Source organism: Streptococcus cameli (assembly GCF_053207365.1).
Genome location: NZ_JBRUIM010000001.1, coordinates 913761 through 932672, shown reverse-complemented (window position 1 = coordinate 932672; position 18912 = coordinate 913761). Strand labels below are relative to the sequence as shown.

Genomic DNA, 18912 nt, shown 5'->3' with positions numbered 1-18912 from the left:
TTAAAAAAGGAGCTGAGAGGTATTCTCAGCCCACTGCTTTAGTCTAGGACCAAGGCTCTTTGGTCTTTTTCTTGTGGCAACTTATCCATCAAAGTTGTCACATACTGTTGTAAGAAATGGCTTTTCTGGTCTAACAAATCCTTCTGCAAGGCAAGATAGGTCACATCTCCAAAATAATCTTGACTCGTTAAAGACAACTCCTGTTGGATAATGTCTTCCAAGGTTTCTAAGGTAAGAGACGAATAATCCTCCTCATCCAAAATATCATATTGTGCAAGGGACTCAGAAATATTGTTGGACGCTAACACTCCCATGATGAAACTGGCTCCCTCCCCTGTTCGGTAGAGTTTATCCAAGAGGTCCGTCATTTCTTCTTGAATCTGTCCCTGATAACCGTCTGCTCTTAGGCGCATGTCATTACTGACTAAAGACAAGTCATCAATGCCCATAAAGTCTTGATAAAGCCTGTCAAGAAGTGGCTTGTTTTGAATGTTTAGCTCCATGGCTAAAAAGGCTTTAACCATGTCTTCATAATTTTCTCGTGCCATCTCAGAAAGGGCTCTAGAAATTGTGTCATAATTCCAAGCCATAGTTTCTCTCCTTACGCTGTTGAATTGGATTCAAGTCTTGTTGGACTTCTTCAAGGTCTGTCAGTCCGTCACTATCCGAATCGCTACTAAAAGGATTGGTGCCTAGAGCTAACTCCTGAGCATCCGTTAGACCATCTTGGTCTGAATCCATTGTGTAAATGTTTTTGGGTTCCATTTAGTTGTCCTCCATTTTGCGTTTAGAAAGTCCGTAAGCCAAGCCAAGAAGAAGTCCTCCACCGACAAGCGCCAAGAGGGAGTGACTCTCTCCTGTATTCGGTAAGACACTTGCTGGAACTGGTGGTTCTTGTGTTGGAATAGGTGGTTGGGGTGGTGTTGGTTGATTTGGAGTAGGTGACTCTGGTTCAGGGGTAGTCGTTTTAACCGTATTTGAACTGATGGTGTAGCCATTGACAATATGTAATACGGTATTTTCCACCTCACCTGAAGCAATCCGTTTCATCTGCAAGTAAACATCAGCCTGAAACTCGGATTCTTCTGCTAGTTTTTCAAGGAATTCCTGATCAAAACTGATGGTAACCGTTCCTTTTGACGTGTCGACCTGTTGTAGCGTGTACTTGGTCACTTCTGTCCCTTTTGGTAAAACCGTTCCATCTTTTAGGGTGACATCTACCACAGTATAAGCCTTGTAAACACCATTATAGTCGTCATGGCTTTCATCGTAATCATCGTCAAAGCGGTATTCGATGAGTGGTGTCGCACGATTGCCTGGAATGAGTGCTCCCACCAAACGGTAGTTAAAGACCTGATTCAAGGCAACTTCTTTTCCATCAAGGCTTTTCTCCTTTTGCGACAAATCAATCACCACATCTTTTTGTGGGTCTAGTTTTGGCACATTATTGACCACTGTCTCTGTCACATAAGCCAAACCAAAGTCAATCTGATAAGCGGTGTTTTCATACTTCCCACCAGTCTTTGTCAGCTCATTCTTAATGGTCATTGGAAGGGTCACCACTAAGGTTTGACCAGTTTTAACATAAGTTTCGTAAAAGGCTTGTGGATCATCAGCGCTTAAAACTTGAATGGCTCCTTTTGGTGTGAACTGACGTTTGGCCATAGCATCTTGAACCACTTTAGGCGCTTCTGACAATGAAGCATAGGCTTTCACCGAAATCCCTTTGACAAGATTTCCTGCCTTATCCATCACTTGGATACCATCTGCATTGAGGCTAAGCGCTTCTTCAGGGTAATCATCCACCATGTAAAAACCTTTGGCAAGAACATCCTCCGTCACCACCAAGTCCTTGTACTGACTGTAATCCAGAACAATCTTATAGTAATTGACGGTATTTGGAAGAACAGTCTTCCCATCAATAGACACGCCCTCTTTATTGGTATTGGACTTATGAGGGTTTACTTTTGGCACGTGATTCGTTACCGTATTGGTTTCATAGGCTTGTCCAAAGTCTACTTGATAAGCTACATTGTCATAAGACTTTCCTGAATTAAGCATAGACTCACGGACAGTCATAGGAGTAACGATGGTGATGTTTTGACCTTGCGTTACATAAGAATCATAAAAGGCTTGCGGATCTTCTGCCATAAAGACTTGGAAAGCTCCTTTAGGAGAAATCTTGCGTTTTGATAGGGCTGCTTGTAGGGTTTCCGGAACTTCTGATAGGCTCGTATAAGTTTTTACTGTAACTCCTGTGACAGCTTTACCATCAGATGTAATGAGTTGAATCGCTGTTTCATCTGGTAATAGAGCTTCTTCGGGATAGTCATCCACAAAGTAAAACCCTTGTGCAATCTGAGCCTTATCGGCCTTAGTGCCTCGGTATTGGTCTAAGTCCCATGACAAGGTATAGTAGTTTTGTGAACCCACTATCATCGGTTTTCCGTCAATGTCCACCTTATCCTTATTAAGGTTTTGTTTTTTAGGTGTTGGGCTAACGAGGGTATTGATCACCTCATCGGTTTCATAGCCATTGCCAAAATCCACTTGGTAGGCTTTGTTTCGATAAGTCTTCGTCTGACCATAAAGGCTGTCTTTGACGGTCATTTTGGTGAGAAGGTTTAAAGAAGTTCCTGTTTTGACATACTGGTCATAAAAGTCTTGATTGTCATTAGGCATAAAGACTTGGAAAGCCCCTTTAGGAGAAATCTTGGCATGAGTGAGTTTATCTTGAAGGTCTTTAGGAGCTTCTGACAGCGACGCATAAGCCTTAACAGTAATCCCTGATACGGCTTTGCCATCAGGAGTGGTGATACCTGTCCCATTGTCTACTAAGTCCAACACTTCTTCTGGGTAGTCATCTACAAAGAAGAAACCACGAGCAATTGTCTCTTTAGAAGACCTATCGCCTTTATATTGATCTAAATCCCAGGTCAAACGGTAATGATTAGTTGTTCCTAAAGCCACTACCGTATCGTTAATGACCACACCATCTTCATTTTCATTTTTCTTCTGCGGCTCAATACGGCTAGTGGTCGTTCCATCACCAGGCGTACGCACTGTCACAACATTAGAAGTCACTGTATAGGCATTTGGGGTCCCCTTATTGATGAGGAGCTTATAACTGTTGGAATAGCTTGCTCCATCATTTTGAAGGCTACCATAAAGTTTCGGAGTCACCAGTTGGTAAGACTTGGTGAGGTCTTGGTTGACCTCTTGAAGCAAGGCTTCCTTGGCGGTCAAGGTCACAAAGTTCTTAGCAGCATCAAAGGTAAGGGTATAATTTCCATTTTCTGCCTGCGTTTTTTCCTTGTCAAAAGCATAGCCTGCTGGAAGGTAATCTTCAAAGGTGAGGCTTGTGGTTTTGGCTCGATTTGGAGAAAAAGCGTCTACGGTTAAAGGGTAAATGACCGTTGAATCTTTTGCGACCGTTTTGTCATGAAGGTTCACTTGGTCGGTATTGATAACTTCCTTAACAATTTCAGGAGTCGTTGTCAGACGATAGTCGTGATAATGAACCGTTGGCACTTGTGGTGCTTTTGGTAACGGTTCTGGCGTAGGGTCTTTAGGCAAGGTGACCTTGGTAAGTGTTAGGCTAGGCTGAGTGACTTTCTCTAATGGTTTTTCCTTAAAGCTCACAGATGGCTCTGGCGTAAAGGTCTTTGGGGTAAAGGTTTTTGGCACAACCTTAACGGGTTCTGGAATTGGCTCTAACTTTGGTGTCACATGAGGTTTTGGACTATAAGGTTTAACCGTCCGTGCAACTGGAAGGGTGTTTAAGGCAAACCAATAAGAGAGACCAACATTTTGGGGCATATCCCCTTGACCAAAGGTCACCGTATAGGTGTTGCCTGATGTAACCGTTGAGACAATTGCTCCTTTATAGGCATACTTACTATATGACGTATCCCATTCTTCAGGAAGATTTAAATCACTGGCACGGTTTGACCCAAGTGAACGAGCCAAACCTTCGTTAGTCACTTGAATGGTTGAGCCATTGATAGGAACAAACTTACCTGATGTGTCTTTTACATACTCTAAACCGATGTCATTGTGGTTGAGTGAGGAATGAGTAAAGACACCTGGTTTTTCCTTGGTGAAGCTGACTTGTGAGCCATCTTCTAAGAAATACTTGGCCTTGACACGAAACTCCATCTTGTCTGTTCGCCAATTGCCTGTCCCATCATTACGGTAAGCGATAAAGCCTTCTGTTGGGTCATTTGGCACGACTAACTGCACGGCATTAGTTCCAGTTGGAGAAACAAGGTTTGTAATGTCATAGGCTACTTTTGTGATTTTCTTACCATCAAAGCGAGCATTTTGAAGATTTTGATAGGTAAAGGAAAGGGTTTCTCCCGTTTTGAAAGTATCATAGACAAAGAAACCAGTAGAATCTAGAATTTTAGAATAGCCCCCAAGCATGGCGTCACCCTTAGCAATGATGCGATTAGGGTTTCTGGTATCAGCTGAATGACGAGCTTGCGGTTCTCCATTATTCAAATTGAGAGCCTGAGCAAGAGCTTGAGAGATATAGCCTTCCTCACCTTTTGAAATCTCAGCTAAATCACGTTTATAGCGCTCCATTTCTTTGGCGTTGTAGGCATCAATGGCATCATTTTCTTTCTTGGCGGCTTCTTCTTTTTCCTTATTGCGTTTCGTGATAGCAGCAATCTCAGCTTCACGGTCTTTCACTAATTTCTGTTGGTCTTTATTATAGGTATCAACAGCAGCTTGACCTGCCTTGTTTTCGTCATCCACTGCTTTTTGTCCGGCTTGATTACGTTTATCAATTGCTTCATTATCAGCCTTTGCCTTAGCAAGACCCGCTTCATTTTCCTTTTGAATCTGAAGGTTCTTTGCGACAATGGCGTCTGCGGCTTTTTTCTTCGATTCATACTCAGCTAGATTATCCTTATTTTGCTTATCAATAGCAGTTACCGCAGAGGTATAATCCTGATAGCCTGAAACAGTTGAGCCATCTCCTGATGGTACTGTTTGAGTGGTAACGGTCACATTAGCCGACTGATCTTGACCTTTGATTTTTGAAACTGTGCTATCCACTGAATGATTCAAGGCTTTTCCTGCTTGAGTGGCGTCTTTATGACTAGCAGCCAACGCAGTATTCCCTTGTTCAACACGAGTTTTATCTTGTTCATAGGCGGCTTTATCTGCTTTATAGGTATTGGTCACCTGAGTGATGGCTTCAGCCTGCTTAGCAGCATCCGCTTCCGCTTTATCTAATTGCTTACTGGTATCACTCGCAGAAGTCGTATTTCCCAAGTCCATAGGTTGGTCTTGAACAGTAGTAACTCCTTCAGCAGTTGCTTGATTGACAGCCTGTGTCACAACATCATGAGGAACGGTGACTGTAATAGCCCCATCTGATTGACCAGTTGAGGCAAGGCTATTCGTTTGTTCAGCAACTGGAGTTGGCTGAGCTTCTGGTAAGTTGGTCGCAGGATTATCTGTCAACTGAACGGTCTTATCTTGCGAAGGTGTTACCACTTCGTCAGCTTGTGCTACTTGGCCACCCCAAGCGACAACAGCTGTCACCATGGTTCCAAGAGCTACCGAACAGAGCGTACGGTACTTCTTACTTTTACGGAAGACATGCTTTTCTGCTTTTTCCTGATTGACTAAAAAGTGATGATGACATTGTTTGGTCATAAAAAGTCCTTCTTTTCTTTTGATAAGTAGTAACATTCTGTCACTCTCTCCCCATCATAAAAAAGACGACTTGATTTTGGTATCACATCGAAGAAGGACAAAGAAAAAAGCTATCGGTAGCACTACCGATAACTTCTGAAATTCCCTACAAAAAAGAGGAGAACTGACGTATCAGACCCTCCCAGAGCCACTCTATAATGCCAAATTATGGTGAAATACTTCATTTATAATTTTTTGGATTTCTATCTCATCTATTCCAAAATATTGGAGTTGCATAGCTAGGACAATTTGTTCAAGGAACACCACATCTAGCAAAGACTCATTTATAAATTCTTTATCTAAATTTCCGTGGGCAAAATTATTTCTTTGCTTGCCAATCCTCTCTCCGATTTTAGAATGATCATAAGAGATATTGTTTATTTTATACATATAACAACCAAATATATCTAGTATTCTAGCCCCGTATTCTTCAAATATTTGATGAATCTTTTGAGAAAGAGATAGATAAGAAATAACTGATTTTTTCAAATCTTTGTAAATTTTTTTCTTTTTACCTGTTGAGGTTTCAATTAAACACTCCAATTCTTTGCTGACTTCCTCTTCCAGTCTTTTTCTTTGATCACTTTTCCATTTATCTTCTGAAAATAGTTTGCTAAACTCCCATTCAAAGGCAGCAGTTCTTAGCACAAAACTGGCAGCATCAATTATCAGACTATCCCTAAAACTATTACCTAGATGTCTGAGATATAGATTATTTTCAGCTATGTCATTTAATACCTTCCCCTCATAACCAGCAATATATTTTTGTTGAATATATCTTCCATCTCTCAATGGCTTCATCTCAATCTCAATACTTTCTTCAATCACATTGAATTCCCCAACCTTTCCTTGATTATTTGACAACCGAATATCAGTAAAATTAACATTTCTTCGATTACAAAGAAATTGGATAAACTCCTTTGCGATACGATATAACTCTCGTACAAAAGAATAATCTTGAGTTTCTTCAAAATGAAAAACCATTGACGATGATAACGCTAGAGGTGGCTTTTCGATAGATAAACTTGTTGTTCTAGTGACGCCGAAATAAACTTGAACTTCTTTTCTAAAAACATTAAACTTCTGTTCTTCTGTCGTTGTTGAGTCAAAATCATAGGTACTAATATTTATTTTTCCATCATGTTCATCAGGTTTATACGAAATTTCAAAAGCATGATTGATTGGATGAATATAGTTTAGTTCTAACCCGCTGAAAGATATCCGACTAATCATCGGTCTTTCAGAATAACTAAAAAAATAGGCCAAAAACGGTACAGTAATAACACCATTGTTTTCATGAAGTTGAATGTGTTTATTTATTAAAAATGTAATAACTTGATTTGTTTCATTTGTACGTCCATAAAGAAAGTCTTCTTCTACAAATTTAGGCTCTCCAGGCCAAGCATAGCTCCCATTTCCCAATTTTTTATAAAACCAAGAATGCCTAATCTCGTCTTTTTCCCCTTCTTTGGGAATCAAGGATAATTTTTCTTCAGCGAACGTAAAGAAAAATTCATAACCCATCATCTGCAAAGTTCCTGTCAGCATACACTACTAACCCCCTAATTGATTTAAAATAATTGCCACCACTTCCACTGATTCCTCAAAACTAATTTCACTGGCATACCTAAATGATTTTTGATAGCGAGACCAAAGCTGATTCTGATAGTCAGAGCTACGGATTACCTCTAATTGACTTTCCCAATTTATCAAAACATCTAAGCTTTCTCTTTTTTTAGCAGTATTGTTTAGAGCAGTTTTCAATATTGGGATATCAATCTCATCTTTTCGAAGGTGATACAATGTGTAGAGGTCATAGCGATCACGAGGTCTAGTTGAAGCAGCTCCTCGACGAATAATCGTTTCTAATTTTTCAGCAAGAACAGTTTCTAAATTATAAGTCCAAACTTCTAGCTTATTCTCTGAAAAAACAGACTGCAATTGATAAGTAATTTCTCGTGGCGTTATCCGATCACCTGTTGTTATATCAATAAAGACAACTTCACGTAGGGTATCGAATGTTGCCTTGAGTTTGAGGGTAAAGCCACCATATTCGTCATCTTGTCGAATTGGCTCTAACACATCAACTTCAAATTGAAAACCTTCAGAAGGTTGACTTACAATTTCTTTGAAGATTTTTTGAATATTTTCCTCACTAAGAGGTTGACCTTTCAAAGTAACATCTAAATCCATTGTTGTTCGTTTATCTAAGCCAATCATCTGTCCGATAAGGAAACCACCTTTCACAATGAAGGAATCTTTATACTGACTCCCAGAGATCAGTTTTAGTACTTGCTCAATCAAATAGTTCTGCTGAACTTGTTGAGCAGGTATCCCTTTTTCTCTTGCAATATTCTTAATTTTCGCTTTGAAGCTATTGGCATTTGAAAATTTCACGACAATACCTCCACATAAGATTGTAGCTTTTCAGTAACTTTAAATAGTTGTGCATAGTGGTACAACTTGGCATAATTCACAGCTCCTTTTTTAAAGTAAGCTTGAAACGCTGGAGCAACGACTTGAACATCAACATGATAAGCTGTTCTCAAACACTCTACCAAAGTTCGTTCCATATCATATACTGAGATAAACTGTCCAGCCTGTCGCTCTAGTTTTATAATACCGATTTCATGATGATTTCTAGCAACAATCGGCTTAACACCAGCTTCTTTCATTAGCCTCGTGTTCGTCCCAAAAGGAAAAGTCAGCACAGGTTCAAATGGAACAGTGAGGGAAAGGCCATGTAACCATAGTGCTGTTTCTAAGGAATAAATTCCTTTTGGAAAACGATACTGTAAACTAAAGAAATCATCAATATAGGTATCAGGCAGATGATAAATCCCTCTTTCAATTGATTCCACTTTACCTTTTAAGACCAATTGATTCAGTTGTTGGTAAGAAAAGTTAAGCTCTTCTATATCACGAAAAGTTATAACTCCATGATTTTTTTTTATGTAATTATAGACAGGTTTCTCTAACAAATCCACATTACCACCTCCTAAATAATATGCTAACATTTCACTACAATGTTAGCATATTATTTAGAAAAAATCAATCACAAATAAAACAATATGCTAACAACCTGACGATTTGTTAGCATATCATTTTCTATTTCGTCGTAAAGACGACTTGATTTTGGTATCACATCAAAGAAGAACAAAGAAAAAAGCCACCCATAAAAAGTGGATGCCCCAATGATTATCATATCAATATTTCCATTAAGACGGCCAATTAACCTTTCTAGCTTTAGCAGTCTTAAAGCGTTTCTTATCAACAAGTTTTAGCTCTATTTCTCTACAATTTGTAATTAAGGTGTCGTTGATTTTAAGACTTCTTGGAAAGTATTGGTTCCCTTGTTCACGCGATAATTCAACGGTATAACTAATACCATTACTTAATTTAAAGACCACAAAATAAATATTATCTCTTCTAAATCGTTTGCCAACTTTTCTATTCAAAATACCATCCGTTGTGTAGAATTTACATTCCATCACATGTAACATTTGATAAAGTAATAATGTTCCAACGATTTTGAATTTATTTTCGTTAAACCAACCATTATCAGCCTTATTTAGACGCTCCAATGTCCAATCATCCTTTAATCCTTCAAAAATACTCCCTGCGTTATTAGTTGGTAAATTAACATGATGATCTCTTGATAATCCTAATAAATGGGGAATAGAGGAATTTGGGACAGAAAGAACAATTTCGGGATAGTCCTCCATATTTGTCTGATAAACGTATTTGTAATGAGAAACATATTTCTCAATAGTATTGGCTAGACGAGACATATCGACATTGAGAATATCAATTTCTCCATCAAAGGTCTCGAGCCATTCCAAAGTATATGTCATTCTATTTTTCTCCTAAAAAAGAGAAGGAAGCAGATGCTTCCTTCTCTTCCACGTATTGAGTTTCACCTCACGCTAGATATGCCCTATCTATTCCTCAAGGGTAGGCAGTCCTGCTATTCTTTTTCTCAACAAACAGTTTGAACTGAGTGCGGAGCCCACAGGCGGGTGCAGACCATATCCACTAGCCCACAAATAATTTATAACCTTTATTTACTATTATTATACGGGATAATTCCTTATTTGTCAACACCTATGTTCACGCTTAAAGTTTAGATGAGATGATTACTTTGTCCCAAATATCATACAACATTTGGGACAAAAAGACAAGTATTCTAATATTTTTTTATTTCGTCGTATAGGCAAAACTAATCGTACCATCGACTCCTGATAACTTACGGAAGATATAGTTAGGATTGCCATTATAGTTGGTTTCTGAGATAAGGAAAGATTCATCTGGATAAACTTTCTCGACAAAGGCGACATGACCGTATTCTGTTGGCGATCCATGGCCTCCTCCCGCAAAGGAAATAATCGCTCCTGCTTTTGGTATCTTACCTGTTTCTCCACCAAGGCGTGCTGCTGTTGCCACCCAATCTTGACCATTCCCCATGGTACTGATAATTGGAATTTTTTCACCGTTTCGGCCTTTGAGTTTCAAGCCCAATTGGTTAATCCGAGCGGCCACTCCCCAAGTACATTGTCCATAAGCATAACCCATACCGTCACCCCCACCTGGAACGGAGTTGTCATAAAGGTCTCCTCGAACAGCCCCAAGTGCTTTTGGATCACTCTGGGCGGTTCCACCATTTGGTTGGCTAAAGCCTTTCTCAATTTGGTAATACCACTCGGTGGCTCTGGTTTGACGTTCTAAGAGCTTATCACCACTATTTCCCTCCCAATAAATGAGAAAGAGTTGGGCAAGACTAGCTGGGCTTCCTGAGTTTTTGAAGAAATCTTTTAACCAGTTGGTATAGTAAGGATTATCCCCATGCAACATGAAATCCAGTTGTAAGCCTAAGTCATACCACTTCTGCTTTTTTCGTTTGGCATACTCTAATAATAAGGTATGTCTGCGTGACCCATCTGCTGTATCTGTCCACTGCCCTAAGCCTAAGCCACGTCTTAAAATATTTGGGTACCTGCCATTATAGATAGCTGGACCATTTAGAGACAACCAGCCCTCATTGTCCCAAGAACTATCCGTTGCCCCAACAGGAGGTGATAAGTAGTCGCCTTCAGCTCGTTTAGGATTGATAGAGGATTCTACTGACCAGTTTCCTAAAATTGCCGCAATGGCTTGATTGGTCGCTCCTTGACTCTTAAAATACTCATAGATAGCTTTGGCTCTCGCAAACTCATCACCTCCAAATTGACCAATGGTAGGTAGAATGGTCGTTTGGAGTTGAATGACTTTAGGAAAGTAAAAGGCTGGATTGACGTAAACCAGTTTCTCTGAATCATCGTCAACCTTTTGATAGGTCACTTTAAGACCAGTACCATCCTTGGTTTGACCAATCACTTCCCCTGCTTGGACTTTCTGACCGTCTGTCACTCGACCACTATGACTATTAAATAGGGTCAGCTGAGCTTTATTCAGTCCCTTACCTGACGTAATGATAATGTTCTCTCCCTCTAGGGAAACCTTACCATCCATGGGAGCCACAATCACTTGATTCTCTTTAGCTTCTAGAATGATATGGTGATGAAGTGTTGGCTTGTCATCAATCACCTCATAGCCATAGCGGACCGTCATGGTTAGCGCATCGTCTTCAGTCTGTCCCTGAAATGGATTATCCAATTCTTGGAGGGCAAGGTAGGTGCCTTCCTCACTTAATTCCTTTAAGTCTTCTCTATCGTCATCAGAGAGCTTATAGGCAGGCTCCTTACTTAACTCAAGCATAGATTTTAAAGAATCCCCACTGTTTAAGTCCTGCCAAAGCTGACTGAGATAGGCTTGATAAGTTTTATCCCCTTCTTCCATGACCTCATCTAAAGCATAATCTTGATACTTGAGATTCATAAAGCCCATGACGTCATCAATCTTGGTGTAGTAGGTAATGCCAGTGGGGTTGGTTCGAGTGTTTTCCGCATCTTCCCACGTCATGTGTGTATAGGCTTTTGTCAGTTCACTCTCATCCTGTTGAATGAGAGTGGTTCCTGAAATTCCTATGACAAAACTCATCATCAGAAGCAAGAAAAACAAGAGGCCTGATACGACCCAAGTCATAGGATTAAGGGCAATCGATGAAAAGAAGGTCAGGCTATTCTTAATTGCTTGAATAACCCTTGTTATTCCTGACACACTGTGCCTTCTGGCTTGCTTGAGAAAGGTGTGGTATCGCCTTTTGGGCTTTAAGGGCTTCTGACGGGTGAACCCTTTCCCCTTTTTAAAGTTCTGATACCACTCCTTACTATGAGCGGCTTTCGTCTTAGTAAACCGAAGACCTGTCTGCCCACTTTTGACAAGGAGTTTTCCTGACTGATAAGTAAATCTCCCATAGCGTCTTCCTTTAATCACAGACTCTTTTAGGGTTCTGATTCCCTCTAAGTCATCATCTTGAGCGACTACATCCAGTGATTCTGAAACGACAAAGCGTAACCCTCGTTTGACCTTAGTCGAGGGGTTCTTAAACTGATGTGCTTTTTTCAGTTGTTTCACGTCACGCTTAGCTGATTTCACCTCTTTTTCTGCCTGAAGGCGTTCAAGAGGTTTTTCCTTTTGAAACTGAAACCGTGATGTTTTTGATTCTGTTGGCTTTTTCTGATCGATAAACTTAGAGGTAACAGCCTCCTCTTTTTCGGCCATCTTGACCTCTGCCAAGTGTTTTCTCGCTACTGCTAGGCGCTGTCTGGCTTGAGGAAGCCGATACTTCTTAATTTCCCTAGCCTTTAGCCATCTGGGAGACACATAGGCAATCGCTTCCTTAAAGGTATCTGTCGCTAGGTCTTTTTCCTCCTTATAGGTTTGCTTCAGAGTCTGACGTTGTTCCCTTGTTTCAGCTCTCTCAGCTCGGCGCATGATAAAGCGTCGTTTCGGAAAAGAGCGTTTTAACCCCTTCTTCTCCCTGCGGTAATGGATACGACTAGCCTTTAAACTACTCTGAAAGGTTTTACGGGCCTCCTTGACCTTCTGTTGCTCTCTTGTCATGATTCACCCCTCATCTTTTCTGGATCGGTACTCATGATGTCAAAGAGTTGGGTTTGAAGTGGGATTTTATTTCTAAAGGGAACAACCGTTGAGCCTGCCTTAATCAATCCAGCTCCCTTTTCTGGGTTAACCAAATATTTCTCAAGCTCCTTAGATAAGCCCAAAAGATGAACCAACTCTTCTCGGTCACTCTTAGCTTGTTTTAGAAGTATCATGAACTCGCTATTAGCGATAATACGTCTCCCGTTGGCATCAAGCAATAAGGTTTCTACGTTTTGAGTAATGCCTGTTGGAATGGCCCCATACTTACGGACACGGCTCCATAATTTGAAGAAGAAATCAGAAGCGTACTTATCCATCAACAGAAGCTGCATTTCATCAAAGTAAATCCAGGTCTTCTTGCCAAGTTTTTGGTTTTTAACCACGCGATTCCAAATCTGGTCAAAGATGACCATGAGGGCAATCTGCTTCAATTCATCCCCTAATTTTTTGACATTGTAAATGAGGAAATGGCTATCGGTTTTGATGTTGGTGCGGTGTGAGAAAATGTCGAGTGACCCTTCCACATAGAGTTCCATGTCAAGGGCTAAGTCCTTGGCTTCTTGTTCAGGTTGTTTAGAGAGAACAAAGACCCATTCCACGAGAGATGGTGTGTCAAAATGTTTATAGGTTAGCCGTGTTACACGGTCAATTAGGGACTTTTCTCGACCGTCCATTTTCCGGTCTAAGAGTTTCCCAATCCAAGACAATAGAAATTCAGATTTGACCTTAATAGGGTCTTCATCCATATTGTCATCGGATAAGTCTAAAACGTTTAAGAAAGTGGTAGAGTCAGGCGCAATGTCAATACTTTCCCCACCAAAGGCTTGACCAATGATACTGTACTCATTTTCGGGATCAACGATGATGATTTCGGTATCAGTCTCTGCTTCTTTTAACTTGGTTGAGATGATTTCATGCTTAGTCGCCATCCCCTTACCTGCACCTGAAGTTCCTAGAATCAATCCTGATGGGGTATTTAGTTTCCCACGGTCAATGGTGATGATATTACTTGAAATCTGGTTTATCCCATAAAATTTCCCTCCCTTATCTTGTAGGTCAACAGAGGTCCAGGGGGAATTAACGGCAATGTTTGAGGTCAAAAGAGACCGTGACACACCATCAAGGTAGTTCTTGCCAAATGGCAATAAGCTATTAAAGGCAGCTTCTTGCATATAGGTCAGATTATCAATCACAAGGTCATTAGAACCTGCCACTTGTTTGATAATATCAAGGGAGTGCTTCAATTGGTCTTCGTTATCCGCAAAGACCCCAATCAAAAAAAGAGTGTCAAAGAGCTTATCGCCTGTTTGCGTCATGGTTTTAATCAACTCATCGGCTTCATCAATATTACTTTCTAAGACTTGACTAACCTTTTCAAGATAAACGCCAGAACGTGCCATCTTTTGTTGCTCCCCAATTTTTTGCGATTCCATCAAAGTCTTCTTGGTGCGGAGCTTGGTCATGGCTTCTGACTTGGCTGCTCCTTTGGCATGAAGACTAATCATCACTTCTAAATCCGACTGCATGAGTTCTCGTAAGAACTTATCTCCCAACTCCATCCCATAGTCACGAACATAGACAATCTGAAGCAGTTTATCATCCATTTCAATATGATTTTTGTGCTTAAAGGACAGACTGGTTGGGGCAATAAAGTGCTTAGTTGTTTGTCCTGAATGCACCAGGTCTTGATAAGTAAAGGGCAAATGATTTTCCCCTCGCAACATATCAGCTAAGTGATTCACACGGCTTTCTCCACTGAGGAGAGTAAAGTTCGCATCTATTTCCGAAAAACCACTCTTGAAGTATTCCCCAATCTGAGACAGAGAGCGATAAGCGAGTTTCGGATTTTGGTCTGACTTCCCAAAAGAAATGAGCTTAACCGCTGAAAAGTTATTTTCTCCAGCTTCAAGGTTATTTTCCATAATACGATTGAGTTCTTCACGATAGGTATCGTAGCCATCCTCATGAAAAGGATACAAGACACCCTTTCTAAACTTATCCAAGTTGACCCTCTGGTTAAAAATAGTAAGTTGGAAATTGGTCTTGTCATCCAAACTGTTAATCAAGTCCGAATAGGTTTCCATAATGGCTCCCTTATCCTCCAAACCAACCGTTTGGTAATTGACATCTCCTAGAAGATAGGACTGGGAAAAATAATCTGGGGTGACTTGCATGAGACCATTAGGAAAAAGCCCTTGGTAAAAAAGCGTATTAACAGTTGTTGGCAGCACTTCTTCTTTTGGTTTACGTGTCTTCTTGTGTTTAGAAGAGGTCTTTGGTTTCATTGAGCGATTTGTTTTTTTCACGTTGTATTCCTTTCTGTCCAGTTAGTGTACGGTCTGGTATGGTCATTTCATAATGCCATCTATAATTAAGATACGTTTCAAAAGGTAAGTCATTAGGGCGATAGACCCCAAAAAGCATAAGAGGAATGGTAAAGGTAAAGATAAGACCATAGACAAACCAATCCCCAAATTGCCAATAAAAGAGGTTTAACCCTAAAATCAGGATGGTAATGGCAATGGCTGGCAAGACAAAGATGACTTGTCGTGTGGTAAAGCCTAGCCAAGCCCTATGTTGGACTTTTGTGATGTCCTTAAAAACACGTGTATTCATAAGACTCCAATCTAAGATGAATATGAAAAAAGATTGGAAGGAACGTCCTTCCCAATCCTCCTTACATGCCTAGGATACTCCTGGCAGTCCGTTGACTGCCCACCAAGGCAATGATCAATAAAATAGCCTGAACTAAACCACCAAAGGCGGTCGCTAGCGTCTCCATCACTCCCGCCCCATTTGAGAGAGCCAATTTCCCAGCTGATTCAAAGAGGGGAACAAGGGAGATGATTAAGAAAATCAAGACACCTTGGAGAGCATAGACTATGATGTTTTTCAGGTAGCCAATCCCAACGCTTCGCCAGTCATCACTAAGGAAAGTCGGAATCGTTAAAGGTGCAAACGGAATCATGAGATAAAGTTGAATAAAGCGAATGGAAATGAGGAGATTCACCACCATCACACTGACCAATCGCACTAACCATATCAGAATGGCAAAAAATCCAACAATCAGTTTTCCAATAATTCCTGAGCCTTTAAGTCCTGAAATAGTCTCATAAGTCGTTCCCCCATGAGAAACGACACCAGCTACGCCTTCAATGATGTGAGAAGCAACGGCTAGAATGGCTTCCACAATAACGGTGGTGTTTGTAATGACCACAGCCACCATGATATAAGAGACAATCATAGGAGCAATGGCTTCAAAGGTCATGGCACCACCTGAGTTGGCGATTTTCTTAGCCATCTTAGAAAACTCAAGGACTAACACAACGGCTAAAATAGCCACTCCCAAGGGCTGCATCACTCCTTTTGTGATCGCTGACATATAAGACCAAACGGTTGGGTTATAATCCGCAAGGGATTTGACCAAGTTGGCCGTCGATTCCAAGTCAACGTTAAAGCCTTCAAAAAGGCTATCGATTGAAATCTTCTCCGAGGCTAAAAAGGCAAAAGCTGAAGGTAATGTGTTGTTCATGTCATACCTAGTCCTCCTAAATAGTAATTTGGGTGATGAAGGCACCTGCGGCACCTACCATAACACCACCCACAATTTCTAAGATGGCATTGCGGACACCAGGTCCACCATCTTTGATATTGGTTGATAGGTTAATAATGCCCATGACGACAAGAAAGGCGCCTGTCGCAACCATTCCTTTTTGTAAGAGCGCCATGGCTTGGGCAAACATGGAACTAGCGTCCACGCCATAAACAAATCCTGGAAATTTTTGGTTCATACGATTCCTCTTTTCTATTAGTGTAGTGTGCTTTCTGTACTTAAATCCCTAACCTTGTGGTCTGATGGTTCAAACGGAACTTCCTCTGTTTTGAGGGGGTCAATGTGGTAATGCCACCAACGCTCATCCGTCTCATTGTCCGCCAGGTATTGCCAGTTCTTGTGTTTCAAGGGGAAATACTTCTTTTCCTTAAAGACTGGAACCCCTGCAATTCTCACCAAGCATTCATCACGTTTCATGTTTCCGACTTCATCAGGGGTCATGAGATCCCTTGCGATTTTTTGATGAGACGTTGACCCAGACCCTGTTTGGCCATACGACCGACTGGTACTTCTCACATCAATGGTTTGTTTGCCTAAGAGACCACTCATAAACTTAAAGGTCTCTTCATCATTGCCTCCAAGATAAAGCAAGCTATCACAGTTTCCTAGAATGGTTTTCCAAGCCTCCTTCTCCTTATAGAGCCCTTGAAGTTGGGCGATGTTTTGAAGAATGGGTACGAGACTCATGTTCCGTGAGCGAACTGTTGAGGTTTGTTCCGCAAAGTCTGGAATTTCGCCGACATTGGCAAATTCATCTAAATAACTTCTGACGTGGATAGGCAGTTGTCCCTTAAAGTCCACATCAGCTTGTCTCGTTAAGGTTGAAAAAACCGTGGAGAAAAAAAGGGCTGAGAGAAAGCGATAGGTGGTGTCATTATCTGGAATAACGAGATAGACCATGGTTTTCTGCGTTCCCCATGTTTTTAAGTCCAAGGTGTCACGTTTGGTTAAATCAATGACGGATTGGATATTAAAGAGGGCAAACTTAGCCGTTGTTACGGCAATTACTGAATCCAAGGTCTTATCCTTGTAGTTTTGGAAGTCTGCCCAGTTACGCATGGTGAAGTTTTCTGTCCCATATGTCTTGGCATAGGTCTCAAACATCACTTCTAAGACACTCTTATCTTGATTTTCTCCTTTGGATAAGAGCTTGATGAGTTTTCCAATTTCAGAAAAAGAGGGGTAACACCCACGCTTACGACGACTGTCTGCTTCTTCCTTTGGACTACCTGGAGGATTGTAAAAATCCACCAAGTAAGAGGAAATGGCTCTCACTAAGGTCATGGAAGCTTCATCCCAAAAAGGATCACTGCGACTGCCATTGCCTTTGGTATTATTGAAATAGACCGTAAGCATACGGTTCAAATCATTCTCCGTTTCCACATAGCGAAAAGGATTAAAGCCATCTGAGTTTGTCATGTTTACGAGGTCTAAGACCTTGACCTGATAGCCATTCTCTAAAAAGAGCTTCCCTGTCTTTTCAGCTAAGTGATCCTTAGGGTCAACGACAATATTGGAACAGTTTAGCTGAATCAGATTGGGTTTGACAAACCGAAAGGTCTTCCCTGCCCCTGACCCACCAATGACCACAAGGTTCTTGTTTCGGTCAAACTGTGGGGCTTTCTTTTCTAACAGGGTTAGCCTAACATTACGTGACAAAATAGAGTCATTAAAGGGATCTTTACTGATAAAGGCTTTACGCTCACGATTGTTTCCAAAGCGAGCAGAGCCATATTCAGCCCCTTCTCGATAAACCTTTTGACCAGTTGAGACGTAAAGATAGACTAGCCCCATCGTCACAATCCCAAAGCAATAGCCTAAAAACGATCTTCCAGTGAAGTTGCCATTCCACAAGGGATTTAAGACCTGATTCTGTCCCTCTCCTAAGAGATAGGCAAGGCGTTCCAAGGGCGGTTGATTAGGTAGACTATCGTAAAGCAAGACTAGTCTATGGCAGAAATAGCCAAAGGCAAGTCCTAATACGCCAAAAATAAAGGCTTTTTTCCCTGAGACCATTAGAGAATGACCTCCTTTGTTTTCACAGCAGAGGGTTCTGACATCACAATCTGTTCCTTGGCTTGTGCGATTTCCTCATCAAGAGTTTTATCCATAGTTAGCCCTTTCAGTTTTTCTGGATTGGAAACCAACTTCTGAAGCAACTCATCTAAGTGCTTGTCTAAGAGCGACTTATCCTTAGCATAGAAATGCAGGTAGTCTCCTTGCCAACTAATGGCAATAGGAAGGTTATCCGATTCCACCAATTCCTTGAATTTCTCGACATCAACGGGTTTATCCAAGATGTCTTTTGAGATATTAAGCGACTCAATGGCATAAGGACTTTGAAGGAGTTCTTCTAACTTTTGAACCCCAATCTTATAAGCCGAGTCTTGTGCTAGGGCGTGTCTAGCTGACCACTCTAAGAGTTTGAGAAGGACCTTTACCGTAAACATAGCACTCCGTTCTGCATATTGAATAGCTTGGCGTTCCTGTTGTTCAGATGACATCATTCCCTCCTTTATGTGATTCCCTTATCAAAACAATAGGGT

The 18912-nt window shown here is 41.0% G+C and carries 14 protein-coding genes; all 14 read right to left on the bottom strand.

Going from position 1 to position 18912, the window contains the following annotated elements:
• Positions 1-38: 38 nt before the first annotated feature.
• The 14 genes from ACVR1I_RS04660 to ACVR1I_RS04595 all read right to left on the bottom strand — a co-directional run bounded on the left by ACVR1I_RS04660 (position 39) and on the right by ACVR1I_RS04595 (position 18870).
• Positions 39-590, bottom strand: coding sequence for a hypothetical protein (locus ACVR1I_RS04660; protein ID WP_447442868.1), 552 nt, complete (start codon positions 588-590; stop codon positions 39-41).
• A complete protein-coding gene (locus ACVR1I_RS04655) occupies positions 574-765 on the bottom strand; it encodes a thrombospondin type 3 repeat-containing protein (RefSeq protein ID WP_447442867.1) in 192 nt (63 codons plus the stop codon). The genes ACVR1I_RS04660 and ACVR1I_RS04655 overlap by 17 nt, the downstream gene beginning before the upstream one ends.
• Positions 766-5670 (bottom strand): SspB-related isopeptide-forming adhesin, encoded by a 4905-nt coding sequence (locus ACVR1I_RS04650; RefSeq protein ID WP_447442866.1) that lies wholly within the window; start codon positions 5668-5670, stop codon positions 766-768.
• Positions 5671-5862: 192 nt separating this feature from the next.
• Positions 5863-7257: a hypothetical protein gene (locus tag ACVR1I_RS04645; RefSeq protein ID WP_447442865.1), complete on the bottom strand. Its 1395-nt coding sequence runs from the start codon at positions 7255-7257 to the stop codon at positions 5863-5865.
• 6 nt (positions 7258-7263) lie between these two features.
• The gene (locus tag ACVR1I_RS04640) at positions 7264-8106 is read right to left on the bottom strand and encodes a nucleotidyl transferase AbiEii/AbiGii toxin family protein (protein WP_447442864.1); all 843 of its coding nucleotides are present in this window, start codon (positions 8104-8106) and stop codon (positions 7264-7266) included.
• Positions 8103-8696, bottom strand: a complete 594-nt coding sequence (locus ACVR1I_RS04635) for a type IV toxin-antitoxin system AbiEi family antitoxin domain-containing protein (protein ID WP_447442863.1) — start codon at positions 8694-8696, stop codon at positions 8103-8105. Before ACVR1I_RS04635 ends, ACVR1I_RS04640 begins: the two co-directional genes overlap by 4 nt.
• A gap of 231 nt (positions 8697-8927) precedes the next feature.
• Positions 8928-9563 (bottom strand): hypothetical protein, encoded by a 636-nt coding sequence (locus ACVR1I_RS04630; RefSeq protein WP_447442862.1) that lies wholly within the window; start codon positions 9561-9563, stop codon positions 8928-8930.
• A gap of 343 nt (positions 9564-9906) precedes the next feature.
• The gene (locus tag ACVR1I_RS04625) at positions 9907-12711 is read right to left on the bottom strand and encodes a phage tail tip lysozyme (protein ID WP_447442861.1); all 2805 of its coding nucleotides are present in this window, start codon (positions 12709-12711) and stop codon (positions 9907-9909) included.
• A complete protein-coding gene (locus tag ACVR1I_RS04620) occupies positions 12708-15059 on the bottom strand; it encodes a VirB4-like conjugal transfer ATPase, CD1110 family (RefSeq protein WP_447442860.1) in 2352 nt (783 codons plus the stop codon). The genes ACVR1I_RS04625 and ACVR1I_RS04620 overlap by 4 nt, the downstream gene beginning before the upstream one ends.
• A complete protein-coding gene (locus tag ACVR1I_RS04615) occupies positions 15016-15369 on the bottom strand; it encodes a PrgI family protein (protein WP_001097593.1) in 354 nt (117 codons plus the stop codon). Before ACVR1I_RS04615 ends, ACVR1I_RS04620 begins: the two co-directional genes overlap by 44 nt.
• A 61-nt stretch (positions 15370-15430) precedes the next feature.
• Positions 15431-16285: a VirB6/TrbL-like conjugal transfer protein, CD1112 family gene (locus ACVR1I_RS04610; RefSeq protein ID WP_447442859.1), complete on the bottom strand. Its 855-nt coding sequence runs from the start codon at positions 16283-16285 to the stop codon at positions 15431-15433.
• A 16-nt stretch (positions 16286-16301) separates the two neighbouring features.
• The gene (locus ACVR1I_RS04605; RefSeq protein ID WP_155997701.1) at positions 16302-16544 is read right to left on the bottom strand and encodes a hypothetical protein; all 243 of its coding nucleotides are present in this window, start codon (positions 16542-16544) and stop codon (positions 16302-16304) included.
• Between the two features lie 17 nt (positions 16545-16561).
• A complete protein-coding gene (locus ACVR1I_RS04600; RefSeq protein WP_447442858.1) occupies positions 16562-18382 on the bottom strand; it encodes a VirD4-like conjugal transfer protein, CD1115 family in 1821 nt (606 codons plus the stop codon).
• A complete protein-coding gene (locus ACVR1I_RS04595; RefSeq protein ID WP_447442857.1) occupies positions 18382-18870 on the bottom strand; it encodes a hypothetical protein in 489 nt (162 codons plus the stop codon). The genes ACVR1I_RS04600 and ACVR1I_RS04595 overlap by 1 nt, the downstream gene beginning before the upstream one ends.
• Between the last annotated feature and the right edge of the window lie 42 nt (positions 18871-18912).

Excerpts from the sequence above, each read along its gene's own strand:
- ACVR1I_RS04660 (WP_447442868.1), bottom strand. The coding sequence starts at position 590 with ATGGCTTGGAATTATGACACAATTTCTAGAGCCCTTTCTGAGATGGCA.
- ACVR1I_RS04655 (WP_447442867.1), bottom strand. The coding sequence starts at position 765 with ATGGAACCCAAAAACATTTACACAATGGATTCAGACCAAGATGGTCTA.
- ACVR1I_RS04650 (WP_447442866.1), bottom strand. The coding sequence starts at position 5,670 with ATGACCAAACAATGTCATCATCACTTTTTAGTCAATCAGGAAAAAGCA.
- ACVR1I_RS04645 (WP_447442865.1), bottom strand. The coding sequence starts at position 7,257 with ATGCTGACAGGAACTTTGCAGATGATGGGTTATGAATTTTTCTTTACG.
- ACVR1I_RS04630 (WP_447442862.1), bottom strand. The coding sequence starts at position 9,563 with ATGACATATACTTTGGAATGGCTCGAGACCTTTGATGGAGAAATTGAT.
- ACVR1I_RS04625 (WP_447442861.1), bottom strand. The coding sequence starts at position 12,711 with ATGACAAGAGAGCAACAGAAGGTCAAGGAGGCCCGTAAAACCTTTCAG.
- ACVR1I_RS04615 (WP_001097593.1), bottom strand. The coding sequence starts at position 15,369 with ATGAATACACGTGTTTTTAAGGACATCACAAAAGTCCAACATAGGGCT.
- ACVR1I_RS04610 (WP_447442859.1), bottom strand. The coding sequence starts at position 16,285 with ATGAACAACACATTACCTTCAGCTTTTGCCTTTTTAGCCTCGGAGAAG.
- ACVR1I_RS04605 (WP_155997701.1), bottom strand. The coding sequence starts at position 16,544 with ATGAACCAAAAATTTCCAGGATTTGTTTATGGCGTGGACGCTAGTTCC.
- ACVR1I_RS04600 (WP_447442858.1), bottom strand. The coding sequence starts at position 18,382 with ATGGTCTCAGGGAAAAAAGCCTTTATTTTTGGCGTATTAGGACTTGCC.
- ACVR1I_RS04595 (WP_447442857.1), bottom strand. The coding sequence starts at position 18,870 with ATGTCATCTGAACAACAGGAACGCCAAGCTATTCAATATGCAGAACGG.